Origin of the sequence: Streptomyces sp. NBRC 110611 (assembly GCF_001590865.1) — a bacterium.
GTDB lineage: Bacteria > Actinomycetota > Actinomycetes > Streptomycetales > Streptomycetaceae > Streptomyces.
The window spans coordinates 31080-58016 of record NZ_BBUY01000014.1 but is presented as its reverse complement, the minus strand read 5'-3'; the positions used below and the strand labels follow the sequence as shown (position 1 = coordinate 58016).

Below are 26937 nucleotides of genomic sequence, written 5' to 3'. Positions count from 1 at the left end.
GTCGGGGCGGCGGTGCGATGTCGGCCGGGCTCAGCCGGTGTGGGCGGGGCGCGAGTCCGGGAGGGTGCCGGCCGGCCAGAGGGTGTCGGGGAAGACGGCGTCGTCGGTATCGGTGTCGGTGTCGGGCATCAGGGTGGTGAGCATCTGCTGGGCGGTCTTCGCGTTGTCGATGGCGCGCGGCAGCATGACGCTTTCGTAGGCGTCGAGGGCCTTGTCGATGGTGGGGTGGGCGATCACGGCTCGGGCGAGTTCGGCACCGTCGAGCAGGGCGAGGTTGGCGCCGACCCCGGCGGGTGGCATCAGATGGGCTGCGTCGCCGAGCAGGGTGATGCCGGGGACGCGCTGCCAGAGGTGGGGTACGGGAAGGACGAACATGGGCCGGTTGATGAAACCGCCCTCGTTGTCCCGCAGGATGTCCAGCAGGCTCTCGTGCCAGCCCTGGTAGTGCTGGGTGAGGAGGCGGGCGCGTACGGCTTCGGTGTCGGCGAGGTCGAGGCCGGCGTGCCAGTCCAAGGGGCCGCGGAAGGTGATGTAGGCGCGGACGTGTCCGTTGCTGCTGCGCTGCAGCACCAGGCTGCGGCGGCCCGCCTTCGCCGACATGGTCCCGCGGCCGACCAGGCGGGCGATGCCGGGGTGACGGCGGTCGACGTCGTCGAAGTGGGCTTCCACCATCGTGACACCGGCGTAGGCGGGTTGGGCGTCGGAGAGCGCGGGGCGCACCCGCGACCAGGCGCCGTCGGCGCCGATTACCAGGTCGAAGTCCTCGGCGGCGTGGTCGTGGTGGTGCAGGCGGGCAGTGCCGTGGGGTAGCGGGGTGACGGCCCTGACGGGGGCACCCCAGCGGACCGTGCCGGGGGCGAGGGAGTCCAGCAGGAGGGTGCGCAGCTGGCCGCGGTCGATCTCGGGCCTGCTCAGATCGTCCTCGCCGGCCTGGTCGTGGCGTATCAGGGTCGCTTGGCGGTCGTAGAGGCGCCACTCCTGGCTTTCCGGCCGGGACAGGGCGAGGAACTGGTCGAACAGTCCGGCTGCGTGCAGGGCTGCCTGGCCGGTGTCTTCGTGGATGTCGAGGGTGCCGCCCTGCGGGCGGGAGCGGGGGTCGGTCTCCCGCTCGAAGACCGTGACCGGCACGTCGTGCTGTTGCAGGATTCGCGCGCAGACGAGGCCGCCGAGGCCGGCGCCGCTGATCGCGATGCGAGGAGTGCTGGACATGAGGGGTCACGCTCCGTTCTACGGACGACGACAGTGCTGATGCCGCTTGGGTGCCGGTACCGGTCGGGCACCGCACTCATCCACAGAAACACAGCCGCTGCAAAAGTGCAACCGCTCCGACTTTCCACTCGATCTCCTTTGTGAGCGAATCACCTCAAGGGGGGTAGGATGGGGGCATGGCCGAGACAACGACCGGGCGCCGCGAGCGCAAGAAGGCCCTGACCAGGCAGGCGCTGGCGGACGCCGCAGCGCGGCTGTTCACCGAGCGCGGCTTCGACAATGTCGGGGTACGCGAAGTGGCGGAGGCGGCGGACGTCTCGCTGAGCACGCTCTTCAAGCACTTCCCCAGCAAGGAAGCCCTCGTCTTCGACCTGGACACGGACGTCGAGGGTGCCCTGGTCACCGCCGTTCGCGAGCGGGCCCCCGGTCAGTCCGTGCTGCACGCCCTGCGTGACCACATGGTGCGCACCCGTACCGCCGTGCGGACCGACGACCCCATGTTCGTCCTCGTCGAATCCACCCCCGCGCTGCGGGACTACGCCCGGCATATGTGGTCGCGCCATGAGAAGGCGCTGGCCGCCGCCCTCGCCGAGGCCACCGGGCTCGCCCCGGATGCCCCCGCGGTCACCGGCCTGGCACGGTTCACGCTCGAAGCCCCGGGCATCGCCCGCGCAAGCGAGGACCCGGCCCGGAGCATGCGCGACTTGTTCGCCCTGCTGGAACACGGCTGGGGCACCACCCCCCTGGCGCGACAGGAGAGCCACCCCGGTCAGCGCGGGTGACCGAGCGCGGATGACGCATCACGGCGCCACCAGAGCCGCTTCGCACTCGCCAGCTCCATCATCGCCGTCATCCGGAGGAACAGGGGCGCATACATGCGCCGGAGCTTCGGCGACCGGCGCATGTCTCCCGTCCGGCGCACCGGCCCACGCCGCGTCGTGCGTCACCGTTCAAGTACTCGTCGTTGTACGGGGTTCTTCATCATTCAGGGATTCGTATCGTTCAGGAAGGAATCAGGCAGGAATGACTCAGGACGGCGTCAAGAACTGAGATGGTATTGGGCCCAGGGCTGCTGTGCCGGCGTGGTCTCCTCGTTCGAGGAGCCGATGGTGCCCCAGGGTGCGAGGGCGTTGTCCCATTCGGAAGTCAGGGCGGTCATATCGGGGACGCTCTCCGACGACGGCATGGTGCCGTTGTGCCAGGCGGACGACATGTGCGGGGCACCGGGTGCGGAGTGCCAGGTGGCGGTCTGCTGTGCGGGGATGGTGTATTCGGCTTCGTGGACGTCGCCAGGGCCACGGCGGTGGCGTCCGGCATGGTTCTCCGCCGGGCCTGGATAGAACCGCCCCTGGGCGGACAGTTGTTGGGCACGGGTAACCAGTCGGGTGAGGTCGAGTCCGAATTCGGTGGCGAGTTCCCGCAAGTCCACTCCGGTCTGCCAACTGCCGATGAGGACCGCGTCCATGGCCGGGGACCAGTTCTGGTCGGATGTCCCCGTGGCGCCGCCGGCACCCTCGCGGGAGACGCCGGAGGGGCGGGCTGAGGGCGCCGCCGGGTTCGGGTGGGGATATTCGGCCGGGATATCGGGCCCTGGGGAGGTCTCTTCCGGCTCCCGGGGTGGTGCGGCGGGAGCCGGGACGGCGGCGGTCAGCAATTTCTCGGCGACGGCGCGGGCGTCGTCCTTGCTCACGGTGCGCCGGGCGACCCGGACTTCCCGCTCGTTCAGTCCGAACAGTCCGGCCACCGCGCCGGTGCTGCCCACCGTCACCGCAAACGCGGCCAGCACCCGTGACCGGTCGGCCTGTGCCTCGTCGAGTCTGGCCTGCGCTTCCCGCACGCGTTCGTCGCCCATACAAAACGCTTCCGCCAGCACGGCGTTGCGGTCCCACAACTCTCTAGGATCCATACCCATTCAACGCCTCTTACCCGGAGGTGTCCCGACCTGCAATGGCAAAGCACCCCAAAGCATCCATCGAACCACCAGATGAAAATCACCCCGCGCGGACGGTACGGGACCGTCCGGGGGGGCCGTTCGGGGGTATTTGTGCTGGCCACGCGGTCGCACGAATACTCCACGCGGATTGTCGGTGCCGTGGGATAGCGTCGTGATCAGTCGGATTGACCGGTTGGATCTTTTCAGTCCGTGTGGTTGTCAGGGGGGAATCATGTCTCGTCGTCCACGTGTCTTTCGTGCCCGCCAACCGGCCCATGTCCTGGGGGTGTTGTCCGTCGGCGGGGTGCTGCGCGGCGGTATCGTGGTGCGTTTGTTCACCGGCCGCGGGAACAGGGGCGGACCCGCCGCACCGAGGAGCGTCCGGGCGTCGCCGCCCGGGGGCGGCCGGCCCCGGGCGCACCGCCTCAGGTGCGCGCCACGGGCTCATCGAGGTGCGGCAGCCCGATCGAGTTGGGGAAGGGAAGGACATCGGACGCCAGGACGCGCCGGGTCACGGGCTCCAGCGAGTGCAGGAGCGCTTCGGTCTCCGCTGCGGGCAGTGCGTGCAACAGTCGGGCGGCCAGCCGGTCGGTGGCGTGCTCGATACGGTCACGCTCCTGCCGTCCCCGGGCGGTCGCATCGCCCTGTGCGTCGACGAGGCTGCGGGCGCGCAGCCGGTCCGCGGCGGCCGACCACTCCTCCTCGCTCCAGCCGCGGTCCAGCCGGATGGTGTCCCGGGGGACCCGCCCGGCCCCGGCGGCCAGGACGAGTGCCTCGCAGCCGTCGAGCCCCTCCTCCGCGAGCACGCAGAGGTGCACATCGCCCCTGAACTCGCGCAAGGTGGTGGCCAGTTGCCACAGCCGCTCGACGGGATCGGCGTGGTCGCACAGTGCGCGGTTGGCGGCGAAGAGGGGCCGTGCGGTCGCCGGGGCGTCGTCGACGATGCCCTGGAGTGAGGGCAGCAGTGCGCTGACCGTGCGCTCCAGGCCGGGGTCGATCCGGCGCAGGGCGTGCGCGGCGCGGGTGCCGCGCTCTTCGAGGACATGCGCCGGACCGGCGATGCGCCAGGCCGCGGGCAGCGCGCGGGCCACCATTCCCGGGGCGAAGACCCCGAGTACGGCCGTGACGGCGGCGGGTTCCACGGCGCCGAGCGGCGCGGCACGAGAAGCGAAGTAGCCCATCCAGAAGCCCTTGAGGCCCAGGGCCCGGCCCAGGCTCCGGCACTCCTCGTCGAAGTAACAGACCGCGTGCAGCGGCTCGGTCAGCAGCCAGAGCGATCGCGCTTGCAGCTCCATGAACCGCACGCTACCGCCGCAGACCGTCCGGCGCACCGCACACCGTCACCACACGGAGGCTTCGGCGGGTGGGGTCTATTCGATGACGAGCTCGACGTCGATGTTGCCCCGGGTGGCCTTGGAGTACGGGCAGAACTCATGGGTCGCCTCGACCAGCCGACGCCCGGTCTCGCCCGCGAGGGCGTCCGGCAGCTCCACCCGCATGACGACGCCGAGGCCGAAGCCGGTGCCGTCCTTGCCGAGGGAGACCTCGGCGGTGACCGAGACGTCCTTCGTGTCGAGCTTCATCCGGCGGCCGACGTTGCTCATCGCGCTGGCGAAGCAGGCCGCGTATCCGGCGGCGAAGAGCTGCTCCGGATTGGTGCCGGCGCCGTTGCCGCCGAGCTCGGGCGGCATGGCCAGGGCGAGGTCGATCCTGCCGTCGGAGCTGACGGCCCGGCCCTCGCGGCCGTTGGCGGTGGCGACAGCGGTGTACAGGGCGTCCATCACACGTCTTCCCTTCGTTTCCGGTTTTTTCGGTAGTGGCGGCCGCTCCCGGCCACCCGGACACGGGAAACAGTGGCACACATTTATATTGCACGCAACTTGGTTGTGTGCAATTCAATGGCTCGGCGAGCTACTCTGGGGTCATGACCTCAGCGACGACCAGGCCCCAGGTGCCCGACGCCGAACTGCTCCGCCTCGACCACCAGGTCTGCTTCTCGCTGCACGCCGCGTCGCGCGCGTTCGGCGGCGTCTACCGGGACGCCCTCAAGGACCTCGGCCTGACCTATCCGCAGTATCTGGTCATGCTCGTCCTGTGGGAGCACGGCGCACAGCCGGTCAAGGCCATCGGCGAACAGCTGCGGCTGGACTCCGGCACCCTCTCGCCGCTGCTGAAGCGCCTGGAGACGGCCGGCCTGGTCCGCCGCGAACGCAGCACCGAGGACGAGCGGTCGGTCACCATCCACCTCACACCCGACGGGGACGATCTGCGCGGGAAGGCGCTGCCGGTCCCCCGCAGAATGCTCGCCGCCACCGGCCTGACCATCGAGGAACTCCGCACACTCCAGGACCTGTTGGGGCGCGTCACCAGTTCGCTGGACGAGGCCTGAGGCCCGCCTCCCCAGCACCGGCCCCGCCCGACCGCCCCGCCGCACCCGCGCCCACAACGCGGCAGACAGCCCCCTCCCCCACGCCCGGTGCGGCCATCACCCCATTGACCTACAAGGTTGGGGAGTTAACGGGACGAAGACATATAAAGAGTGGCCAAACCAGCCGGGTCGCCGGCGAACACCCGCCCAGGACGCGGTTGGCAGCACACCCACAACAAGTGGAGGAGCGCGACGTGAACGCGGCAGAAGTTGTCAACGCCTTGCTGGTCCAACGGGTCGGGGCCCGCTCCGGCGACGTCACCGACGAGACCCCGCTGCGCCGGCTCGTGACGGCCGTCGACGGCCCGGTTCCGGCATGACCGGCAGGCGTCAGCCGTTCTCCGCGGCCGTGACAGGAGTGGGCATGGTGACCGCGGCGGGCGTCGGGACGAAGGCGACCTGGCACTCCGTCACCCAGGAGACGACCCCGAGCGGGGTACGGCCCCTCGCCGAACTCGTCGACCTGTCCTGCGACTTCATGTACACGGTGGATCTGGACACCACCGAGGTCCTCGGTGTCGCCGCCCAGCGGCTGATGGACCGCTTCGCCCAGCTCGCGGTGATCGCCGCCCGCGAGGCGGTCGCCGACGCCGGGCTGGAGCCGGAGACCTGGGACAGCGGCCGGGTCGCGGTGGTCATCGGTTCCGCACATGGCGGGCTCCCCTTCTACGACCAGCAGCATGTCGCGATGTCCGACCGCGGCGCACGGCGGGTCTCCCCCAAACTCGCCCCGCTGACCGTGGTCAACGGGGCCGCCAGCAGCGTCTGTACAGATCTCGGCGCGCACGGCCCCAGCATGGGCGTGGCGACGGCCTGCTCCTCCGGGACCGTCGCCCTGGGCACCGCGCATCAGCTGTTGCGCGCCGGCGTCTGCGACATCGCCATCGCGGGCGGCGCCGAATCCCCCATCTCCCGGCTACTGATCGCCAGCGCCTGCCGGATGAAGGCGGTCTCCACGCGCCGGGAGAATCCGGCCGCGGCCTGCCGCCCGTTCGATGTCGCACGGGACGGCTTCGTCGTCGGCGAGGGCGCCGGCCTCCTCGTACTGGAGCGGCCCGAGCACGCGGAGGCCCGCCGGGCGCCGGTCCGCGCGTACCTCCGTGGCTACGGCGCGTCCAGTGACGCCTACGCCCCGGTGGCACCGGACCCCGACGGCCACGGCATCGAGCGGGCGCTGCGCACCGCACTCGCGGACGCGGAGGTACGGCCGGACGAGGTGGGGCATGTGAATGCGCACGGCACTTCGACGGTGGTCAACGACCTCGTCGAGAGCACCGTGCTGCGGCGAGTGATCGGCGATCACGCCCTGGTCACGTCCACCAAGGCGATGACCGGGCACACGCTGGGCGCCGCCGGGGGGATCGAGACCGCGCTCACCGTGCTCGCCCTGGAGGGGCAGCTGGTGCCGCCGACCGCGAACCTCGACGTGCCCGATCCGCGGCTACCGATCGAGATCGTGCGCGAGGAGGCCCGCCGGGGGGCCTTCGACTGCGCGGTCAAGACCTCGCTCGGCTTCGGCGGACACAACGCCGCGCTGGTCCTGACCCGCTCGGCCTGACCCGCTCGCCCCCTACCGCCGGGGCGGCGCACCCGGGGCAGCGCCTTGGGGCCCTCGGCGCCTGGCCGGCCGGCGGGACAACGGAAGCGCCGGCGGAAAGACGGAAGCGCCGGAGGGCGGCCGCGGCAGCGGAAACCGCAGCCGCCCTCCCCCCTGTTTCCGCTCCTCGCGGTGTGAGCCAGGCAACTTCGCGGGGTCGTGGAACGGTCCGTGCGGCGCCCGCCAGGTGATGCCCGGCACGAGACGCACGTCACGTACGAAGTCCGCTAGTCGACGGGCTTCCGGGCCACGACCGCCGAGCGCGGGCTTTACAGCGGACATTTCGCCCTAACTCACGAAGTTAGGTAGTACAAGGCATCATTGCCACCATCCAGGGCGCTCGCTAAACATGTTCCGGGTAGCACCGAGAACGAGCCGGCGATCTCAGCCAGAGCGGCGAACGCGGCAATGACCCTCGGTCCTCACGCGCCAACCGAAGGCCGTTTCCCCCGCCATCAAGCCCTGGAAGAGGTCACCTCCGCATGCCCAGTTTCACCCTGCCCCGCGCTGTCCGGAACTCCCGTATCACCCGCACCCACAAGGTCGCCGTGGCCGTACTGGCCGCCGCGGGTGCCACGTCGGGCCTGGCGTTCGCCGCGGCGCCGAGCGATGCCGCGGCCCCCGCGGCCAAGGCCTCGGCCGTGGTCAAGCCGGTCAGCGCGAACGGTATGCCGGTGACCGCCAAGGAGCGTGCCGACGACGGCGAGAAGGAGCGGCTGACCGCCTCGTCCGTGGCTGACCAGCTCAAGATCACCGCGGTCGAGAAGCAGGGTCACACCGCCAAGGAGGCCGCCAGCCGGTCCATGGAGCGCAAGGCGATAGCCGCGCCCAAGGCGGCTCCCAAGTCCGCTCCGAAGGTCGCCCCCAAGCGCTACGCGAACAACCTGGACGGCTGGATCCGTGAGTCGCTGGACATCATGAAGGACAAGGGCATCCCCGGCTCCTACGAAGGCCTCCACCGCAACATCATGCGCGAGTCCAGCGGCAACCCCAACGCCGTCAACGACTGGGACATCAACGCCATCAACGGCATCCCCTCCAAGGGCCTCCTCCAGGTCATCCAGCCCACCTTCGACCGCTACCACGTCCCCGGCACCCCCGACAACCTCGTCGACCCCGTAGCCAACATCACCGCCGCGGCCAACTACGCCGCCGACCGCTACGGCTCCATCGACAACGTCAACTCCGCCTACTGACCCCGGAAGTGGCGATACCGGCCGGGACGGGCCGGAGCGATACCGGCCGGACAGGCCGGAGCGGAATCGGCCGGGCGCCGCGGTGCGGCCCCGGACATGGCAACGGCAACGGCAGTGGCCCTGCCCGCAAGTCGCGGGTGGGGCCACTGCCGTTGCCATTGGGCACCGACGTCAGCGGCGGGAGCCCCGGAAGGGGCCACCTCCGAAGATCGTGTCGAGAACCTCGCCGGCGATGCGGAGTCCCGCCTCATCCCTGAGGGTGTAGTAGCGGTCGTCACGGCGGTCCTCGTCAGCGGGCGCCGCGGCGGCGGATCCGGCAGCGAGGAAGCCGGTGACGAGCAGGCCGCTGAGCGTGACGGCGGTACGACGGAGCATAAGCACTTCCCTACGATGCGTGTCGGTTGTGTGCGATGCCACTGTCGGGGAGCGGCAGCCCCGTCGTCATGCGACGGCTCCGGGTGCTGCTGCGAACGGACCAGCAGCACCGCCGAATCGCCGTAGCCGGCGGCTCACCGACGGCCCAGCCTGGTGACGGTGCTCCCGCTCCCGCTCCCGCCGTGCGGACGAGCGGACGAGGGGCGCCGGCCGCAATTCCCGTGGATTTGCCGTACCGCGAAAGTGCGCCTCGCCACATCGAGACGGAAAACTCGCCACATCGAGACGGAAAAAGGGACCGCCCGGGAACAGAAAATGGGGCCGCCAAAGGGGCCGCGAGTGGGGCCGCCGATGGGCCACCGCCGGTGATTTCGCTGTGAGCCAGGCAACTCATTCACCCCGCCGACGCGGGTTTTACGGCTGGTTTCGGGTGACGCGAGGCACGCGATGCATGTCACTTACGACCGCGCCTAGTCGAATCCCCGGTGCCCCTTCCGGCTCTGCGGAGCCAGAAGAGTTCATCGCTTCAGGAGCTCTGCATTCTGCTCACGAAGGCGTTTAGTACAGGGCACTATTGCCTTAATTCAGGGACGTCGCCCACCATGGATTCCGACGCACCGAGAGCGAGCTCGCGAATTACGCCCCCTGCGGCAAACGCGGCAAAGACCTCCGGTTCGCAACGCGCCGCCGAAGAAGGCCGCCTCCCCGTCCCGTACCTGGAAGAGGTCACTCTGCATGCCCAGCTTCACCCTGCCCCGCGCTGCTCGGATTTCCCGCATCACCCGCACCCACAAGGTCGCCGTGGCCGTTCTCGCCGCCGCGGGTGCCGCCTCCGGTCTGGCCCTCACCTCGGCCGCGGGCACCGCGCAGGCCGCTGAGCACGCCCCGGCCGTGGTCAAGCCGGTCAGCGCGAAGGGCATGCCGGTGAAGGCCGACGCCGCCGAGATCGCCCGCCCGGTGGCCTCCTCGGTCGCCGACCGCGTCAAGGTCGCCGACGTCGAGGAGCAGCACACCGCCCAGCAGGCCGCCAACCGGTCCGCCGAGCGCAAGGCCGCCGTCAAGGAGTACCCGAACAACCTGGACGGCTGGATCCGTGAGTCGCTGGACATCATGAAGGACAAGGGCATCCCCGGCTCCTACGAAGGCCTCCACCGCAACATCATGCGCGAGTCCAGCGGCAACCCCAACGCCGTCAACGACTGGGACATCAACGCCATCAACGGCATCCCCTCCAAGGGCCTCCTCCAGGTCATCCAGCCCACCTTCGACCGCTACCACGTCCCCGGCACCCCCGACAACCTCGTCGACCCCGTAGCCAACATCACCGCCGCGGCCAACTACGCCGCCGACCGCTACGGCTCCATCGACAACGTCAACTCCGCCTACTGACCCCGGGCGGCACAGCCTGCCGGCGGCGGTCTGGCGCGTTCGCCGCTGCGCACCGGAGCGGGTCCCGGCACAGCCGGGGCCCGCTTCACTCTGTCCGGACCGTTTCCGGCCGTTTCCGGCCGCCAGACGGGTGAGATGCGGGGCCGGTCGGCGGACTGACGGCCTGTTGGGTCATAGAGTCAGGCAGTTCTGCGTATAAATCTTTTATCGGCAGAACTCTGCTCAAAATCTGCCGAACCTGACTCAACCGAAGGCCTCGGAGGCATGCGATGCCCTTGCGCAGATCCGGTCCGGCCCGCCGTACAGTCCCCCTTGCGGCCGGCACGCTCGTTTCTCTCCTCTCCGTGCTCGCTCTGCCCCTCGCGCTGCCCGGCCTCGCCACGGCATCGGACGCCGGGAAGAAACCCGCCCACCCCGAGCAGGACTGGATGGGTTCCACCATCGCCCTGCACGAGGGCGGCAACCGGGCGGGCGGGCCCGAGCCGCAGGCGGCGCACGGCCGGGGCGTGTCCGGTGTCGATGTCTCCAGCCACAACAAGCACGTCGGCTGGTCGTCGCTGCGCAAATCCGGGGTGCGTTTCGCGTATGTCAAGGCCACCGAAGGGGTCAACTACACCAATCCCTACTTCGCGCACCAGTACCGGGGCTCGTACCGCGTCGGCATGATCCATGGCGCCTACCACTTCGCCCTCCCCGACCACTCCAGCGGCAGCACACAGGCGCGGTACTTCCTGGACCACGGCGGCGACTGGTCCAAGGACGGCCGCACCCTGCCCGGTGCGCTGGACATGGAGTACAACCCCTACGGCCCGACCTGCTACGGCAAGAGCGACCGGGCCATGGTCCACTGGATCAAGGAATTCGTGGACACCTACCGCGAGGAGACCGGCCGGGACCCGATCATCTACACCTCGACCAACTGGTGGAAGCGTTGCACCGGCAATTCCGGCAAGTTCGGCCGGGCGAACCCGCTGTGGATCCCGCGTTACGGCTCCTCCGTCGGCGCGCTGCCGGCCGGCTGGCGGTACCACAGCATCTGGCAGCACACCTCCTCCGGCCACCCGATCGGCGACCGCAATCGCTTCAACGGGACCTACACCCGGCTGCGGATCCTCGCCAAGGGGGGCTGACCCGCCGCCTCCTGTCCCCCGGCCGGTCCCCGGAGCCGTACCAGGCGCCGGGGACCGGCCGTTGTGCCGCCGCGGAACCGTCGCCTCCGTCCGTCGTTCCCGTCGTGAAACCGTTCCGCGGAAAGACGGAATCCGGAAAGGTCTGCACGGCTCGGCCGGGCCGACACCGCTCGAACAGGCCGGAAACGAGGGGGAATTCATGCCGGGCTTACAACCATCCGTGCCCCCGCGTTGTCCAACACGGCGACCTGCACCGCGACGCTCAGCAGCCGAAGGGGTATCCCCATGAAGCGTTCCCGTGCCCTCGCCGGAACCGCCGTACTGGCCATGACCGGCCTTGCCGCCATGGCCGGCGCAACCACCGCAGCGGCCGCTCCGGCGGCCGCCGCCGCATACAACGGAGCCTGCGGGAATGGCTACCGCGTAGTGAATTCCGTACCGGTCACCGGAAAGGGGACCGTGTACCTGACGTACAGCGCGACCGCTGGCAAGAACTGTGTGGTGACGGTGCGGAACAGTCCTGGTAAGCCGGTGTACATGTACACCTATCTCGCTGCCAGCGACGGCACTTCGGAGTCGGTTTACGACAGTGGTGAGTACACCTCCTACGCCGGCCCGGTATATCTGCCGGCGAAGGGTGTCTGTGTGGACTGGGGCGGTGCGATCGAATCGGTCGGCGCCAACATTTCCGGCTCCAACTGCGGCCGGATGGCGGCCGGCGTCATGACGGATCGCTGAGCCCGGTGTACGGATACGGCGGGTTCCCGGACGGTACGCCTCCGGGAACCCGCCGTCAGTGCGCGGGGCATGGACCGGTGCTCCCGCGTGCCTCCAGCTGCGGCAGTTCGCCCTCCACGGAGCGCGGCGGACCGCCGTCCAGGACGGTGAGGAGTTCCCGGGCGGCGAGCCGTCCGAAGCCGGGGATGTCGCGGACGAGTGCGGTCAGCCGGGGATGGGTGACCCGGCACAGCGCCGAGTCGTCCCAGGCCACGATGGACAGCTCCCCCGGTACCGGAATGCCCCGCCCGGCCGCCACGGAGGCGCCGGCCACGGCCATCACATCGTTGTCGTAGATGATCGCCGTGGGCGGTTCGGCGGCGTCGAGGACGCGCCGGGTGGCCTCGGCTCCTTCGGCGTCGGAGTAGTCGGTGGTCACGGAGCGGATCTGGTGTGCACCGAGGCCCCGGAGGGCCGCTTCGGTACGGAGTGAGCGGATGCGGCGTTCGGTGTGGGCCAGGCCGGGCAGGCCCGCCACGTGCGCGATACGGCGATGGCCGAGGCCGTGGAGGTGGTCGAGGATCCGGGCCATGGCTCCGGCGTCGTCGGCCCACACGGTGGACAGCGGCGGCGGTGCGGGAGGCGGGCGGAGGCCGGTCCCGCGTTCGGGCTCGGGCTCGGGTACGGGGGCATCGGGGGCGGCCGGGCCGCCGATGACGACCGCGGGCAGGGCGAGTCCGGTGAGCAGTGCCGGGCGGGGGTCGTCGGTGCGCGGGTCGACCACGAGGACGCCGTCCACCCGGCGTTCGGCCCACCAGCGGCGGTAGAGCGCGCACTCGGCGTCGAGGTCCTCGACGACCTGCAAGAGCAGCGCGGTCGTCCGCGTGGCGAACACTTCCTGGATACCGGAGACGAGTTGCAGGAAGAAGGACTCCACGCCGAGGGTCCGCGCGGGCCGGGCGAGCACCAGGCCCGCGGCTCCGGCGCGTTCGCCGGAGAGTGCGCGGGCGGCGCTGTTGGCCTGCCAGCCCAGTTCCTCCGCGACCTGCCGTACCCGGGCCCGGGTGCGCGGGGAGACGCCCGGCCGGTCGTTGAGCGCGAAGGAGACGGCGCTCTCCGATACCCCGGCGCGGCGGGCGATGTCCTTGATCGTCGGCCGGCGCACCGGCTTCCGGCGGGCCGCCTCACCGGGCGCTGTCATAGCGGATCCCCCTCGGACCGAACCGCATGCGTTCCCACTGAACCGCGTCGATTCCGTCAGTGTGATCAGCGTCAGAAGGCACTGTCAAACGATGCGCGGACGCCTGCCTTACGGACACCGATAAGTTGTTCGGGGCGCGGGTGTTGACACCCGCTAAAACGCATTAGTAGCGTCTGGCGCGTTGTCGTCCGAGGCTTGGAGCAGGCCCTCGGACGGCCGTCGGCCGTCAGGCCGCCCTTCGCTCTTCGCATGCCGTACAACGGATTTCCGACTGCGCTTCCCGCATTCCGGTCAGTTGCCCCGCGACCATTCCTCTGGGTCCGGTCCGAGCAAAGGAGCCGCCCGTCATGCGTTTCCCTCGCCGAACAGCCGCCGCGGCCGCGGCTCTGGTCACCTCGGCGCTCACCCTGACGGCATGCGGGCCCTCGGGAGGATCCAGCGGGCCGGACGGCGCCTCGGGAAAGATCGAGGGGCAGGTCGTCTTCCAGACCTGGAATCTCAGGGCACGTTTCAAGGATTACTTCGACGGTGTCATAGCCGCGTTCGAGAAGAAATATCCGGGAACGAAGGTGAAGTGGGTCGATCAGCCGGCCGAGGGATATCCGCAGAAACTGAGTGCGGACGCGGCCGGCGGTACGCTGCCCGATGTCGTCAATGTGTCGCCGGATCTCGCCTATCCGCTGGCCAGGGCCGGACTGGCGCTGGATCTGGAGAAATCCGCCGGGAAATACCGTGCCGAGTATCTGCCGGGGGCCTGGCAGAGCTATGAGATGCCGGGGCTGCCCGGTGTCTATGGCTTCCCCTGGTATCTGAACACCGGGCCCATGTTCTACAACAAGGAGCTGTTCCACAAGGCCGGCCTGGATCCGCGGAAGCCGCCGAGGACCTACGAGCAGCTCTTCCGGGACGCCCTGTCGATGGCGGAGAAGAGCGGGCGGAAGATCGCGATGCTGGCCGGCACACCGTCCGTCGAGGACTTCGGCCGCTACGGCGTACGGCTGATGAACGCGCAGGGCACCGAGTTCACCTTCAACGAGCCCAAGGGCGTCGAGTTGCTGCGGCGTTACCAGGAGCTGTACGCGGCCGGGGCGCTGGATGCACAGGCGCTCACCGCGCAGGCCGAGTCGTCGGGGCGGAAGTTCCAGCAGGGGTCGGTGGCCATGAATCCGGGCAGTGCGCTGGATCTGGAGAAATTCAGGAAGGAGGCGCCGTCCCTCTACGCCCGTATCGGCATCACGGACGCGGTCAACAACACCGGTAAGGCCAATATGTACGTGCAGGGCCTGATGGTGAACGCGCGGAGCGAGGTCAAACCGGCGGCGGTGGCGTTCGCGCACTTCGTCACCGGCAGGGAGAACCAGATGGCGTTCGCCAGGAAGGTCACGGTCTTCCCCAGCACCCGGGGATCGCTGGACGATCCGTACTTCACCAAGGAGGACGGTACCGATGCGACCCGGGTACGTGTGGCGTCCGCCGCATCGTTGAAGACCGCGGTGAATTACACACCGGTGCTGCTCAGCGACCAGATGAAGACGGTGCTGCGCAATGCGGTGGCCCGGGCCGTCCAGGGCGAGCAGTCACCCCGGGCGGCACTGGACGACGCGGTGGCCGAGTGCAATCGCCTGTTGAAGACCGGCTGAGAACGAGGCGCTCCGTGAAGACGCATGCGCGGGTGACGACGCATTCGCCGGCCGGTCCCTGGCTGTTCCTGGCGCCCGGGCTGCTGATCGTCGGCGCGTTCAGCCTGTATCCGTTCCTGAGCACGGTGGCGCACTCCTTCACCGATGCCCGTACGCTCGCCCCGGGCCGGTTCACCGGCGGCGCCAATTACCGGGACATGCTGCACGACGCGATGTTCTGGACGGGCCTGCGCAACAGCCTGCTCTATGTCCTGGGCGCGGTACCGCCGTTGGTGATACTGCCGCTGCTGCTGGCCATGCTGGTGCAGCGGCGGATTCCCGGTATCGCCTTCTTCCGCGCCGCGTTCTATACGCCGGTGGTCGCCTCGGTCGTCGTGGTCGGGCTGATCTGGGTGTGGCTGCTGGACGACCGGGGGCTGATCAACGCGCTGCTGGAAGGGCTGGGCTTCGGCACGGTCGGATTCCTCAGCGATTCCTGGCTGTTGCTGCTCAGCGCGATGGCAGTCACGGTCTGGAAGGGCCTCGGCTACTACATGGTCATCTATCTGGCGGCGCTGGCCGATGTCCCCCGGGAACTGCACGAGGCGTGCGCGGTCGACGGTGCCGGGGCGGTACGGCGCTTTCTGACCGTCACCGTGCCCGCGCTGCGCGGCACGATGGTGCTGGTGGCCGCGCTCTCCTCGGTCAACGCCTTCAAGGTGTTCTCCGAGGTCTATCTGATGGCGGGCCCGACCGGCGGCCCGGGCGGGGAGGACACCACGTTGGTGATGCTCGTTCAGCAGGTCGGTACCGGCCTCAACGGCCGGGTCGGCTATGCCTCCGCGCTCTCCGTCGTGGTGTTCGTGATCACGCTGGGGCTGATGCTGCTGGTGCTGCGCGCCCACCGCAGGGAGGACGCATGAGTACCACCGCCCGGCGGCCGCGGCGGTGGCGGCCGCTGCTCCGCTATCTGCCGCTGCTCGCCGTACTGGCGCTGGCCGTCGGCCCGTTCCTCTGGCAGCTGTCCACGTCTCTGAAGGGACCCGGCGAGGACATCTACCGCTATCCGCCGAGCCTGGTTCCGCACCACCCCACCCTGGGCAACTACCGCGACGTCGCCCGGACCATCCCGGTCTGGGACTTTGCACTGAACTCCCTGAAGGTCGCGCTCGCCAATGTGCTCACCAACTGCGCGGGCGCGGCACTGGCGGGCTACGCCCTGGCCCGGCTGCGCTTCCGGGGCCGCGGGGCCGCGCTGGCCGTGTTCCTCATGGCGATGCTGGTGCCGGTCGAGAGCATCATGATCGCCCAGTTCGTGACGATGCGGGAGCTGCAGCTGAACGACACCCTGGTCGGTGTGGTGCTGCCCGGCTGTATCGGGGCGATGAACGTCCTGCTGATGCGGAACGCCTTCGCGCGCCTGCCGTACGAGGTCGAGGAGGCGGCGTTCGTCGACGGCGCCAACGCCTGGCAGCGGTTTGTCCGGATAGCTCTGCCGTCGGTGCGGGGAACCCTCGCGGTCGTGGCGATCTTCGCGTTCATGGGTGCCTGGGACGACTTCCTGTGGCCGCTGATCGTGCTGAGCGACCAGTCGAAGTTCACCCTGACCATCGGTCTGAACTTCCTCCACGGCACGTTCGCGGACAACCAGCGGCTGGTCGCGGCCGGCAGCGTCATCGCCGTGCTGCCGCTGCTCGTGCTCTTCGCCTGCCTGCAGCGCTACTTCTTCCGGGGCGTCGGTGAGGGCGCCGTCAAGGGCTAGGGCGCCCAAACGGTGCCCGTGCTCCCGCCCCCGTACCCGTAAGGAGCCCCATGCGATTCGGCGTCAACTACACCCCCACCCAGGGCTGGTTCCACCACTGGCTGGACTTCGACCTGGACTCCGTACGGGCCGACCTGGACTCCGTCGCCGCCCTCGGTCTGGACCACATCCGGGTCTTCCCGCTGTGGCCGCTCTTCCAGCCGAACCGCGCACTGATCCGGCCGCGCGCCGTGGAGCAGCTGGTCCGGCTGGCGGACGCGGCGGCCGAGCGCGGCCTGGACGTCGCCGTCGACGGGCTGCAGGGCCACCTGTCGAGCTTCGACTTCCTGCCCGCGTGGACCCGGACCTGGCACCGGCGCAACCTCTTCACCGACCCCGAGGTGCTGGCGGGCCAGGAGGAGTACCTGCGGACGCTGGCGGCCGCGCTCGCCGACCGCCCGCACTTCCTCGGGATGACGCTCGGCAACGAGATCAACCAGTTCTCGGACGGCCCGCATCCGGACCCGGACCGGATCACCGAGGCGCAGGCCACGGCGTGGCTGGAGCGGATGCTGGCGGCCTGCGAGCGGGGCGCGCCCGGGCGGACGCATCTGCACGCCGCGTACGACGCCGCCTGGTACCGCGACGGCCATCCGTTCACTCCCGCGCAGGCCGCCCGGCTGGGCGCGGTCACGGCCGTGCACTCCTGGGTGTTCAACGGCACCGCTCAGCGGTACGGCCCCCGGGGCGTCGCCACCGAGCAGCACGCCGCCTACCTCATCGAGCTGTCCAAGGCCTGGGCCGGGGATCCGCACCGCCCGGTGTGGCTGCAGGAGGTCGGCGCCCCCGCCCCGCACATCCCGGAGGACCTGGCGGCCGGCTTCGCCGAGGCCACCGTCCGCAACGCCCTGGACTGCCCGGACGTCTGGGGTGTCACCTGGTGGTGTTCGCACGACGTCGCGCGCGGGCTGGCGGACTTCCCGGAGCTGGAGTACGGGCTGGGGCTGCTCGGCAACGACCGTACGGTCAAGCCGGCGGGCCGGGCGGTCGCGGCGCTGGCCGAGGAGTGGCGCGGCCGGGAGCACCGGCCGCCGGTGCGGAGCACCGCTGTGGTCGTCGACGCCGGGGGTGCCGGGCCGGCGCCGCGGCGCTCGGTGTGCGCACCCGGCGGTCCGGTCTTCGAGGCCTGGGCCGAGCTCGCCGCGCGGGGCGCCCGCCCGGCGCTCGTCCTGGCCGAACTCGCCGCGGACCGGCAGCATATGACGTCCCGGGGGATCACCGAGGTCCGCACCCCCGACGAGGTACAGAGGAGCGCCCGATGAAGCGGCGACCGTCGCCCGTCACCCGCCGGCGGGTGCTGCTGGCCGGTGCGGGTACCGCGGCCGCCCTGTTCGGGCCGTCCCCGGGGGCCGTCGCGGCGGGGGCCGCCGCCCGGCACCACCGCCGCGCCGCGGGCCCCCTGCAGCCGTACGCGTCGTACTGGTTCCCCGACTCGCTGCCGTCGGGCACTCCGGGCGACGGCGTCACCTGGCGGAGCCTGAAGGAATGGACCCCCGAGTCCGACCCGGACCTGGCGTTCAACACGGCGGCGGTCCCGCTCGCCGAGCGCTTCACGCCGGTGCCGGCGAACACCACGGCCCGCGGCGGCCAGGCCCGGATCAGCGCCCTGGCGGCATTCGGCCCCACGGCCGGCAACCCCTCGCAGGGCTCGGCGACCGCGGACTACTACGCGCCGACCCACTGGGCGTACCTCGACGAGCTGGTCTTCTGGGGCGGCTCCTCCGGCGAGGGGCTGATCCTGGCGCCGAACGCCCCGGTCGTCGATGCCGCGCACCGCAACGGCGTGCCCGTCCTCGGCACCGTCTTCCTGCCGCCGGCCGCCTTCGGCGGGCAGCTGCGCTGGACCCGCGATCTGGTGCAGCGGGACGCCGCGGGCCGCTTCCCGCTCGCCGGGAAGCTGGTCGAGGTGGCGACGGTGTACGGCTTCGACGGCTGGTTCATCAACGCGGAGACCGACGGCGGGGACGCCGCGCTGGCCGGCGCGATGCGGGAGTTCCTGCGGGCGCTGCGGGCCGCGGGCGCCGGGCACGGTCTGCGGATCACCTGGTACGACGCGATGAACCGCACCGGCCGGGTCGGCTGGCAGGGCGCGCTGAACGACCTCAATCAGCCGTTCTTCCAGGACGGTGCCGGGCCGGTCGCCGACACGATGTTCGTGGACTTCCGCTGGAGCGCGGCGTCCCTGGCCGGCTCGGGCCGGCTGGCGGAGCGGCTGGGCCGCGACCGCTACGAGTTGTGGGCCGGGGTGGACGTCGAGTCGGCGGGCTGGGACACCCCGGCGGACTGGGAGGCGATCGTCCCCGCCGGGCGGGACCATGTCGTCTCGTACGGCTTCTACCGGCCCGAGTGGACCCTCCATCACCTTCCGGCGGGCCGTACGCCGGGCGACTTCCACGCCGCGGACGACCGGTTCTGGTCCGGTGCGGTGCTGGATCCGGCCCGTCCCGGGGGCGCGGGCGCCGGCTGGCGGGCGCCGGCCACCGCGGTCGCGGACCGGTCGACGCTCACCGCGCTGCCGTTCGCCACCAGCTTCAACACCGGCCACGGCCTGCGGTGGTACGAGAACGGCGCGGTGACCTCGGACTCCCCCTGGAACCATCTCGGACTGCAGGACCGGCTCCCGCCGAGGCGCTGGGCGGTACGGGCCGACGGCGAACGCCCGGAGGTGTCGCTGGACTTCGCCGACGCCTGGCGGGGTGGCAGCAGTCTTCTGGTACGGGGCGGGCTCGGCGCACCCGCCGCCCTGGAGCTGTTCCCGGCCCGGCTGCCGGCCGGCGCCGGCACGGTCGTCGAGCTGACCCATCGTCTCGATCCGTCGTCGGGCCCGGTGGCCGTCGAGGTGGCGGTCGCGCCTCGGGAGGCGCCCGCACCGGGCGAGCCCGCTCCGTACAGCTGGCTGCCGGCCGGGACCCTGACGCCGGGCGACGGCTGGCGCACCGACGTGGTGCGGCCAGGGGCGGCGCTGGGGTTCGGCGCGCCGGGTACCGGCACCCTGTACTCCCTGGGGGTGCGGCTGACCGCTCGTGGGGGCACCCCCGTGGCCTGGCGGCTGGGGGCGCTGGCGGTGCGCGATGTGGCCGGGCGCCCGGCGGCTCCGGCCGGCCTGACGGTCACCGATGCGGCCACCGCCGGGGACGGGACGACGTCGCTGCGGCTGAGGTGGCAGCGCGCCGCCGGCCCGGTACGCCACTACGAGCTGCACCGCCGGCTCCCCGGCGGCCGGCGGGTGTTCCTCGGCGGGACCTGCGGCACGGCGTTCGCCATAGCCGGGCTGCGGCGGGCGCAGGGCGAGGCGGCCGCCCGGCTCGAGGTACGTGCCGTGCATGAACTGTTCACCGTCTCGGCCCCCGCCGCCGCTCAACACCCCTGGTAGTCCCTGCCCTTGCGGCTGATCGCAGCCGCCGCCCCCCACCACCTCTCGACGCGTAGGGAGCCCCGCCGTGCATGACGATCGCGCACTGACCGAAGCCCGCCTCGAACGGGTCCTGGACGAGCGCATCCGGCCCGCCGTGTATCCGGAATCGGTCCCCCTGGAGGTCTCGGCGTGGGTCGCGCCGGGAATGGGGGCCTCCCCTGCTCGAGCGGAGTCGAGAGCTTGGGGGACGGTACCGGTGGCGGAGGGGCTGGCGGCCTCCCATACGCCGGTGGCCGTGGGTGACGCCTGGGGAGCGCCCTGGGGCACGACCTGGTTCAAGGTCTGCGGGGAGGTGCCCGCCGAGTGGGCCGGCCGTACCGTGGAGGCCGTCCTGGATCTGGGCTTCGACGAGCGGATGCCGGGATTCCAGTGCGAGGCGCTGGTGTATCTGCCCGACGGCAGCCCGGTCAAGGGGCTCAACCCGCGGAACCAGTGGCTGCGGGTGGGCGCTCCGGTGCGCGGCGGCGAGCGCGTCGAGTGGCATCTGGAAGCCGCGTCCAACCCCGTGATCCTCGGCGTCCCGCCGTTCCGGCCGACGCACCTGGGCGACCCGGAGACGGCGGGCGGCGCACCGCTGTACCGGCTGGCGCGGATGGATCTGGCGGTGTTCGACACCGAGGTGTGGGAGCTGGTCGCGGACCTGGAGGTGCTGGGCGAGCTGATGCGGGAGCTCCCGGTGGACAGTACGCGGCGCTGGGAGCTGCTGCGGGCGATCGGCCGGGCGCTGGACGCGGTGGACCTGCAGGACGTCAACGGGACGGCGGCCGCGGCGCGCGCGGAGCTCACCGGGGTGCTGTCGGCGCCCGCGGGGGCGTCGGCGCACCGGATCAGCGCGGTGGGGCATGCGCATATCGACTCGGCGTGGCTGTGGCCGCTGCGGGAGACCGTGCGGAAGGTGGCGCGTACGGCGTCGAATATGACGGCGCTGCTGGCGGACGAGCCGGAGTTCGTCTACACCATGTCGCAGGCGCAGCAGTACGCCTGGGTCAAGGAGCACCGGCCGGAGGTGTACGCCAGGGTCAAGGAGGCGGTGGCGGAGGGGCGGTTCGTGCCGGCCGGCGGGATGTGGGTGGAGTCGGACACCAATATGCCCGGGTCGGAGGCGATGGCCCGGCAGTTCGTGCACGGCAAGCGGTTCTTCCTGGCGGAGTTCGGCCTGGAGAACGACGAGGTGTGGCTGCCGGACACGTTCGGTTTCGCCGCGGGGCTGCCGCAGATCATCCGGGCGGCGGGCGCGAAGTGGCTGCTGACGCAGAAGATCTCCTGGAGCCGGGTCAACGCGTTCCCGCACCACACCTTCCGCTGGGAGGGCATCGACGGTACCCGGATCTTCACCCACTTCCCGCCGGTGGACACCTACAACTGCGAGTTGTCGGGCGGCGAGATCGCGCATGCGGCACGGAACTTCAAGGACAAGGGCATGGCCCGGCACTCGCTGGCACCGACCGGCTGGGGCGACGGCGGCGGGGGCACCACCCGCGAGATGGTCGCCAAGGCCCGCCGGCTGCGCGACCTGGACGGCTCGGCCACCGTGGAGTGGGAGAAGCCCGCGGACTTCTTCGCCAAAGCGGAGGCGGAGTACCCGAACGCACCGGTGTGGTCGGGTGAGTTGTATCTGGAGCTGCACCGGGGGACCCTCACCAGCCAGGCGCGGACCAAGCGCGGCAACCGGCGCAGCGAACAGCTGCTGCGGGAGGCCGAACTCTGGTCGGCCACCGCCGCCGTGCTGGCCGGACACCCGTACCCGTACGAGGAGTTGGACCGGATCTGGAAGACGGTGCTGCTCCATCAGTTCCACGACATCCTGCCGGGGTCCTCCATCGCCTGGGTGCACCGGGAGGCGGAGCGGACCTATGCGGCGGTCGCCGCCGAGCTGGAGGGCATCATCGGGGCCGCGCTGGCGGCGCTGGCCGGCCGCGGGGACCGGGAGCTGGTGGCGAACTCCGCGCCGCATCCGCGCGGCGGGGTGGCGGCAGGGGCGGTGGCGCCCCCGGTGGCCGAGGGCGCCGAGGTGTCCGCCGTGCCCCGCGACGGCGGCGGGTTCACCCTCGCCAACGGTCTGCTGCGGATCGAGATCGACGGCCGTGGCCTGGTGGTCTCCGTGTACGACCGCACGGCCGGGCGGGAGGCCGTGGCGCCCGGGGAGGCGGCGAATCTGCTGCAGATCCATCCGGACTTCCCGAACATGTGGGACGCCTGGGACGTGGACGCGTTCTACCGCAATGTCGTCACCGATCTGACGGACGCGGACGAGGTCACGCTGGACGAGGTCTCCGGCGGGGCGGCGACCGTGCGGGTCACCCGTACGTTCGGCGCCTCCCGGGTGGTGCAGTCGCTGACCCTGGCGCGGGGCGGGCGGCGCCTGGACATCGACACCGAGGTCGACTGGCACGAGACCGAGAAGTTCCTCAAGGCCGCGTTCCCGCTGGACGTCCACGCCGAGCGCTATGCCGCGGAGACCCAGTTCGGCCATCTGTACCGGCCCACGCACACCAACACCAGCTGGGAGGCGGCGAAGTTCGAGGCCTGCGCGCACCGGTTCGTGCACGTCGGGGAGCCGGGGTGGGGCGCCGCGCTGGTCAATGACGCGATCTACGGGCACGACGTCACCCGTACCGTCCGGGAGGACGGCGACCGGGGCACCACCACGACCGTGCGGCTCTCCCTGCTGCGCGCCCCGCGCTTCCCCGACCCGGAGACCGACCAGGGGCCGCACCGGTTCCGTTACGCGCTGGTTCCGGGGGCGGCCATCGGCGACGCGGTGCGCGAGGGGCACCGGCTCAACCTTCCCGAGCGCCGGATCGCCGGCGCCACGGCGGTGCCGCCGCTGGTCACGGTCGGCGATGACGCGACGGTGGTCACCGCGGTCAAGCTCGCCGACGATGCGGGCGGTGACGTGATCGTCCGCCTCCACGAGGCGCACGGCGGGCGGGCGGTCACCACGCTCACCACCGCGTTCCGGTGGGCGGACGTGGTCGCCACGGATCTGCTGGAGCGGCCGGCCGAGGACGGTCCGGTGATCGAGCGGCTGGACGACCGTACGGTCCGGATGCGGCTGCGGCCGTTCCAGATCGTGACGCTGCGGCTGCGCCGGGCGGGCGACCGGCAGGCCGGGGACGGGCGGGCCGGGGCCCGGGACGTGTGACCGGCGGCGCTATGGGCTGGGCCGGCCGGAGCGGGACCGGGCGTCGCGGCAGGTGTCGCGGCGCAGGTCGTGCCGCCGGTCCCGCCCGGTGCCACGGCCCGCCCGCCGGCCGGGGTCGGCGGGGGGCCGGTGGCCCGCACCGGGGCCGTACGCCGCTTCGTGGTCCGGATCACGGCTCGGGTCCAGGTCCAGCATGTCCATCAGCAGTTTCAGCTCGCTCGCGTCCCGCGCCCGCCCGGCCAGCGCCTGCCTGGCGAGCCGTCGTTCCTCGGCATTCGGCACGGCGCGGGGCGCGGTGCCGTCGGCTCTGCGGTGTTCATCGCTCACCGCTGCATTCTCGGCCGGGCCGCGTCGCGGTGCCCGTCGGGCGGGCCCAGGGGCGTGGGACAGAAGCCGCCCGGGGCCCGGTGGGCCGTACGGGTGAACCGGCCGCGAGCGGATCGGGTACGCGACGAGGGAACCCCGGCCACCCGTTTTCCCTCTCTATGGGCGCTGGTCATTGGATCCCCCCGTCGCGGAGTCACCGTTGAAACACCCCTACGCCGTCGCGCTCGCAGCCACCCTCGCCGCTTCCTGTGCGCTGATCACCGGTTGCTCGAAGACCGGAGAGAAGGTCGACTTCGATGCCGGCGCCAAGAACGACGGGGCGCAGGTCAAGCCCGTCGACAACGACACCCTCATGCCGACCGGTCCCAAGGCCGACCTCCGGAACACCCGGACGCTGGACGACGGCACCCAGATAGCACGGACGAAGCTGACGGGCGCGAAGTCCGGCGTCACCGGCAGTGTGTGGGTCTGGGCCCCGAAGGAGTACAAGGACCCGAAGTACGCCAAGAGCGGGTTCCCGGTGCTGATAGCCCTGCCGGGCGGGCTGGGCAGCCCGAAGGAGAAGGTCACCAATTACTGGGTCGGCGGCGACATCAAGCTGCAGGAGAACATCGCCAAGTGGGCGGCCGAGGGCAAGAGCCTGCCGTTCATCGTGGTGATGCCGATGCTCAACCCGGGCACCCAGTACCTCGACGGCAGTGACATCCCCGGCCAGGCCAAGATGGGCACCTGGCTGAGCGAGGACGTGCCCAACCTGGTCAAGGCGAATTTCCGGACGTTCAAGTCGCGGGACGGCTGGGCCTTCATGGGCTCGTCGTCGGGCGCCTTCGCGGGGATGAAGACCGTACTGAAGCACCCGGACAAGTTCAAGGCGGCGATAGCCAGCGGCCCGGACATCGTGCCGGACTCCCCGCTGTGGGCGGGGCACCAGGCGGCGAAGGACGCCAACAACCCGGAGAAGCTCGCCAAGAGCCTCATCCAGAAGGGCAGCCCGGACGTCTACCTCGCCTTCCAGGCCGGCTCCAAGGAAGGGTCGGGCGTCATCAACCCGATACAGAAGTTCCTGCGGACCTACGGCAAGGGCCCGATCCACACCGACATGCGGATCATCCCCGGCGGCGACCACAACGCCTGGGACTACCAGAAGGGCATGGAGGCCGGTGCGATCAAGTTCATCAGCGACCAGATGAAGGCGCCGGTCGCGAGCGGCTCCTGATCGGCGGGGCACCCGGGCCGGGGGGCGGATCGCGGCGCTCCCGGCCGCGGGATGCAGTTCCCCTGGTGGGGGGCGATGCTGGAGTCGTAGGAACGTGGTGAGGAGGGTGTCTCATGTCCATGCTGGACAAGCTCAAGAGCATGCTGAAGGGCCACGAATCCCAGGCCGACAAGGTCATCGAGAAGGCCGGTGACACCGTCGACGAGAAGACCCAGGGAAAGTACCGGAGCCAGGTCGACACCGCCCAGGACAAGCTCAGGGAGCAGTTCGGCAGCGGCCAGGGGAAGGACCAGCCGCCGCAGACCTGAGCCGTTCGCCGTACATCGGCAGCGCCTGACGTGGCCACCGGCGCTTCCAGAGGATCCTCGACGTCCGGCAGCACCCCTGAGAGCCTGCCGGACGGGGCATCGTGCCCGCGCCCGCACGGCGGCGCCCGCTCCCCGGTCCGGGAGCGGGCGCCGTCGTGCGAGCGCGGCCGAGGGCTAGGGCTAGGGCTACGGCTGCGGTGCCACCTTGATCTTCTCCGCCTGGGGGCCCTTGAGCCCCTGGGTGACCTCGAAGGTCACCTGCTGGCCCTCGTGCAGCTCGCGGTAACCGCTGGCGTCGATGTTGGAGTAGTGCGCGAAGACGTCGGCGCCGCCACCGTCCTGGGCGATGAAGCCGAAGCCTTTCTCCGAGTTGAACCACTTCACCGTGCCGGAAGCCATGTCCGTCTCCTTCGTTCAAGGGGCTCGAAGCGGCTCCCGTGTGAGCCGCGGGAGCCGGAGGTGATCGCCCTGGTCCGGACACGCACCGCACAGCGGGAACACCCGTGCGTACACACGGGCGCCCGGCACTTCGGAACCACGACAGCTGATCAGGACGCTACACCGCACGACGCCCGCCACCCGGACGACGTGGCTGACGCATCGCCCCTTCACCGGGCACGGCCCGTCCGGCGACGCCGCCACAGACGGGTGCCGAACGCGGCGACGCCGATGGCCACGACGGCCGCGGCGGAGAGCAGGACCCACCGGTACGGCCAGGGGGTGTCGGCCTCGGTACGGGCCGTGGCCGGCGACCCGCGCAGGGACGTCAGGCGCTCAAGGCCGCGGCCGGCGCGTCCCGGGGCCGGGTGGACGTGTCCCGGAGTCCGGTGGGCGCGCCCCGGGGTGGGGTGGATGTGCCCCGGAGCAGGGCGGGAGCGCGGTGCCTGGCCGGTGCGGACGCCGGGGGCCATGGCGGGCAGCAGTGCGACCGCGGTGGCCCGGGGAGCGGCCTCGAAGCCCCAGTCCAGCAGTGCGCGGGCCTCCTCGTAGACCGCGTTGCGGCCACCGGAGCGCGGATGCATGACGGTGACCAGCAGCGTCCGGCCGTCGCGCCGGGCGGCGGCGATCAGGGTGTGGCCGGCGTGCGAGGTGTAGCCGTTCTTCACCCCGATCAGTCCGTCGTACGGGCGCACGCCGTGCGAGCCGACCAGCAGCCGGTTGGTGTTCTGGATGCCGAACGCGTCCGGATCGTCCTCCGGGAGGTCGGCCTGCTGCGTCGCGGCGAAGCGGGCGAAGTCGGGGTTGCTCAGCCCGGCCTGCCCGAAGAGCGACAGATCATAGGCGGACGAGACCTGGCCGGGTGTGTCGAAGCCGTCCGCGGACTCCACCCGGGTGTCGCGCGCGCCGAGCCGGAGGGCCGTCTTCTGCATGTCGTCGATGGTCTTGTCCCAGCCGCCGTTCATCGCGGCCAGGGCGTGTACGGCGTCGCTGCCCGAGCGGAGGAACACGCCGTGCCACAGGTCGGTGACGCGGTACGGCGTGTCCTCCCGGAGTCCGGCCAGCGAGCTGCCGCCCTCGATGCCGGCCAGTTCCTCGGCGGAAACGGTGTGCACCTCCCCGGGGGCGAACCTGGGCAGGACGGTCAGCGCGAACAGCGTTTTGAGCGTGCTGGCGGGCGGCAGCTGCCGATGGGCGTCACTGGCCGCCAGGATCCTTCCGCTCCCCCGGCCCGTCGCCACCTCCGTCACCATCCACGACAGCGCGGAGACCCGGGGCGGCTCGGGCACATCGGACCGGATGCGGAACTGCACGCCGTGCCGGTCCAGCCGGCTCCCCGCGCCCGGGGGGCCGGCCGCGCGGGCGGCGGGGTGCAGGTCGTCGATGCCCTGCGGGCCGTCGGCGCACGCGGGTCCGGGCAGCACCAGCAGGCTCGCGGCGCACACGGCCGCCGCGGTCAGCGCTCGGGCTCGGACCCCTCTCAGGCTCGGCAT

Annotated in this window: 25 protein-coding genes; 16 read left to right on the top strand and 9 right to left on the bottom strand. The window is 71.2% G+C overall.

The genetic code is table 11. The features are described from left to right. Nucleotides 1-30: 30 nt before the first annotated feature. Nucleotides 31-1209 carry an FAD-dependent oxidoreductase gene (locus tag AZE13_RS24530; protein ID WP_066936081.1) on the bottom strand — a complete coding sequence of 393 codons (1179 nt, stop codon included), beginning with the start codon at nt 1207-1209 and terminating at the stop codon, nt 31-33. Nucleotides 1210-1385: 176 nt separating this feature from the next. On the opposite strand from AZE13_RS24530, the gene AZE13_RS24525 reads away from it, so the two are divergent. After that, nucleotides 1386-1991, top strand: a complete 606-nt coding sequence (locus AZE13_RS24525) for a TetR/AcrR family transcriptional regulator (RefSeq protein ID WP_066936078.1) — start codon at nt 1386-1388, stop codon at nt 1989-1991. A 257-nt stretch (nt 1992-2248) separates the two neighbouring features. On the opposite strand, the gene AZE13_RS24520 is transcribed toward AZE13_RS24525, so the two are convergent. The 3 genes from AZE13_RS24520 to AZE13_RS24510 form a co-directional block, all read right to left on the bottom strand. Continuing rightward, the gene (locus AZE13_RS24520; protein WP_258527962.1) at nt 2249-3061 is read right to left on the bottom strand and encodes a hypothetical protein; all 813 of its coding nucleotides are present in this window, start codon (nt 3059-3061) and stop codon (nt 2249-2251) included. A gap of 506 nt (nt 3062-3567) precedes the next feature. Beyond that, a complete protein-coding gene (locus AZE13_RS24515) occupies nt 3568-4437 on the bottom strand; it encodes an SCO6745 family protein (RefSeq protein ID WP_066936360.1) in 870 nt (289 codons plus the stop codon). 75 nt (nt 4438-4512) lie between these two features. Beyond that, nucleotides 4513-4923: an organic hydroperoxide resistance protein gene (locus tag AZE13_RS24510; protein ID WP_066936072.1), complete on the bottom strand. Its 411-nt coding sequence runs from the start codon at nt 4921-4923 to the stop codon at nt 4513-4515. 143 nt (nt 4924-5066) lie between these two features. Here AZE13_RS24510 and AZE13_RS24505 point away from each other — a divergent pair, with 143 nt between their 5' ends. The 4 genes from AZE13_RS24505 (at nt 5067) to AZE13_RS24495 (ending at nt 8363) form a co-directional block, all read left to right on the top strand. Continuing rightward, entirely contained in the window at nt 5067-5531 is a 465-nt protein-coding gene (locus tag AZE13_RS24505; RefSeq protein WP_066936070.1) for a MarR family winged helix-turn-helix transcriptional regulator, read from the top strand. Nucleotides 5532-5764: 233 nt separating this feature from the next. Next, a complete protein-coding gene (locus AZE13_RS38325; RefSeq protein ID WP_258527961.1) occupies nt 5765-5890 on the top strand; it encodes a hypothetical protein in 126 nt (41 codons plus the stop codon). Beyond that, nucleotides 5887-7128 (top strand): beta-ketoacyl-[acyl-carrier-protein] synthase family protein, encoded by a 1242-nt coding sequence (locus AZE13_RS24500; RefSeq protein WP_066936067.1) that lies wholly within the window; start codon nt 5887-5889, stop codon nt 7126-7128. Before AZE13_RS38325 ends, AZE13_RS24500 begins: the two co-directional genes overlap by 4 nt. 521 nt (nt 7129-7649) lie before the next feature. Beyond that, nucleotides 7650-8363, top strand: coding sequence for a transglycosylase SLT domain-containing protein (locus AZE13_RS24495; RefSeq protein WP_066936064.1), 714 nt, complete (start codon nt 7650-7652; stop codon nt 8361-8363). Nucleotides 8364-8534: 171 nt separating this feature from the next. Here AZE13_RS24495 and AZE13_RS24490 read toward each other — a convergent pair whose 3' ends face one another. Next, complete coding sequence (locus AZE13_RS24490; RefSeq protein ID WP_066936061.1) at nt 8535-8738, bottom strand: hypothetical protein; 204 nt, start codon at nt 8736-8738, stop codon at nt 8535-8537. 735 nt (nt 8739-9473) lie between these two features. On the opposite strand from AZE13_RS24490, the gene AZE13_RS24485 reads away from it, so the two are divergent. The 3 genes from AZE13_RS24485 to AZE13_RS24475 all read left to right on the top strand — a co-directional run bounded on the left by AZE13_RS24485 (nt 9474) and on the right by AZE13_RS24475 (nt 11995). Then, nucleotides 9474-10127 (top strand): transglycosylase SLT domain-containing protein, encoded by a 654-nt coding sequence (locus AZE13_RS24485; RefSeq protein ID WP_079124325.1) that lies wholly within the window; start codon nt 9474-9476, stop codon nt 10125-10127. Between the two features lie 269 nt (nt 10128-10396). Next, the gene (locus AZE13_RS24480; RefSeq protein WP_066936059.1) at nt 10397-11257 is read left to right on the top strand and encodes a lysozyme; all 861 of its coding nucleotides are present in this window, start codon (nt 10397-10399) and stop codon (nt 11255-11257) included. Between the two features lie 285 nt (nt 11258-11542). Further along, on the top strand, nt 11543-11995 hold the full coding sequence (locus tag AZE13_RS24475) for a spore-associated protein A (protein WP_066936056.1): 453 nt from the start codon (nt 11543-11545) through the stop codon (nt 11993-11995). A gap of 55 nt (nt 11996-12050) precedes the next feature. On the opposite strand, the gene AZE13_RS24470 is transcribed toward AZE13_RS24475, so the two are convergent. Continuing rightward, entirely contained in the window at nt 12051-13175 is a 1125-nt protein-coding gene (locus AZE13_RS24470) for a LacI family DNA-binding transcriptional regulator (protein WP_066936053.1), read from the bottom strand. A 347-nt stretch (nt 13176-13522) separates the two neighbouring features. Here AZE13_RS24470 and AZE13_RS24465 point away from each other — a divergent pair, with 347 nt between their 5' ends. The 6 genes from AZE13_RS24465 (at nt 13523) to AZE13_RS24440 (ending at nt 23155) form a co-directional block, all read left to right on the top strand. Beyond that, nucleotides 13523-14815, top strand: a complete 1293-nt coding sequence (locus AZE13_RS24465; RefSeq protein ID WP_066936050.1) for an ABC transporter substrate-binding protein — start codon at nt 13523-13525, stop codon at nt 14813-14815. Nucleotides 14816-14829: 14 nt separating this feature from the next. Then, the gene (locus AZE13_RS24460) at nt 14830-15717 is read left to right on the top strand and encodes a carbohydrate ABC transporter permease (protein WP_181690431.1); all 888 of its coding nucleotides are present in this window, start codon (nt 14830-14832) and stop codon (nt 15715-15717) included. Next, complete coding sequence (locus AZE13_RS24455; protein WP_066936048.1) at nt 15714-16556, top strand: carbohydrate ABC transporter permease; 843 nt, start codon at nt 15714-15716, stop codon at nt 16554-16556. Before AZE13_RS24460 ends, AZE13_RS24455 begins: the two co-directional genes overlap by 4 nt. 50 nt (nt 16557-16606) lie before the next feature. Next, nucleotides 16607-17857: a glycoside hydrolase 5 family protein gene (locus tag AZE13_RS24450; RefSeq protein WP_066936045.1), complete on the top strand. Its 1251-nt coding sequence runs from the start codon at nt 16607-16609 to the stop codon at nt 17855-17857. Further along, nucleotides 17854-19968 (top strand): endo-beta-N-acetylglucosaminidase, encoded by a 2115-nt coding sequence (locus tag AZE13_RS24445; RefSeq protein ID WP_066936042.1) that lies wholly within the window; start codon nt 17854-17856, stop codon nt 19966-19968. The genes AZE13_RS24450 and AZE13_RS24445 overlap by 4 nt, the downstream gene beginning before the upstream one ends. A 67-nt stretch (nt 19969-20035) precedes the next feature. Beyond that, nucleotides 20036-23155 carry an alpha-mannosidase gene (locus tag AZE13_RS24440; RefSeq protein WP_066936039.1) on the top strand — a complete coding sequence of 1040 codons (3120 nt, stop codon included), beginning with the start codon at nt 20036-20038 and terminating at the stop codon, nt 23153-23155. Between the two features lie 9 nt (nt 23156-23164). Here AZE13_RS24440 and AZE13_RS24435 read toward each other — a convergent pair whose 3' ends face one another. Continuing rightward, nucleotides 23165-23482 carry a hypothetical protein gene (locus AZE13_RS24435; RefSeq protein ID WP_066936036.1) on the bottom strand — a complete coding sequence of 106 codons (318 nt, stop codon included), beginning with the start codon at nt 23480-23482 and terminating at the stop codon, nt 23165-23167. 199 nt (nt 23483-23681) lie between these two features. Between AZE13_RS24435 and AZE13_RS24430 the strand changes: the two genes are divergently transcribed. Continuing rightward, complete coding sequence (locus tag AZE13_RS24430; protein WP_066936033.1) at nt 23682-24698, top strand: alpha/beta hydrolase; 1017 nt, start codon at nt 23682-23684, stop codon at nt 24696-24698. A gap of 113 nt (nt 24699-24811) precedes the next feature. Beyond that, on the top strand, nt 24812-25006 hold the full coding sequence (locus AZE13_RS24425) for an antitoxin (protein ID WP_066936030.1): 195 nt from the start codon (nt 24812-24814) through the stop codon (nt 25004-25006). Nucleotides 25007-25192: 186 nt separating this feature from the next. Here AZE13_RS24425 and AZE13_RS24420 read toward each other — a convergent pair whose 3' ends face one another. Next, nucleotides 25193-25405, bottom strand: a complete 213-nt coding sequence (locus AZE13_RS24420; RefSeq protein ID WP_066936027.1) for a cold-shock protein — start codon at nt 25403-25405, stop codon at nt 25193-25195. Nucleotides 25406-25614: 209 nt separating this feature from the next. Beyond that, complete coding sequence (locus tag AZE13_RS24415) at nt 25615-26937, bottom strand: D-alanyl-D-alanine carboxypeptidase family protein (RefSeq protein WP_066936025.1); 1323 nt, start codon at nt 26935-26937, stop codon at nt 25615-25617.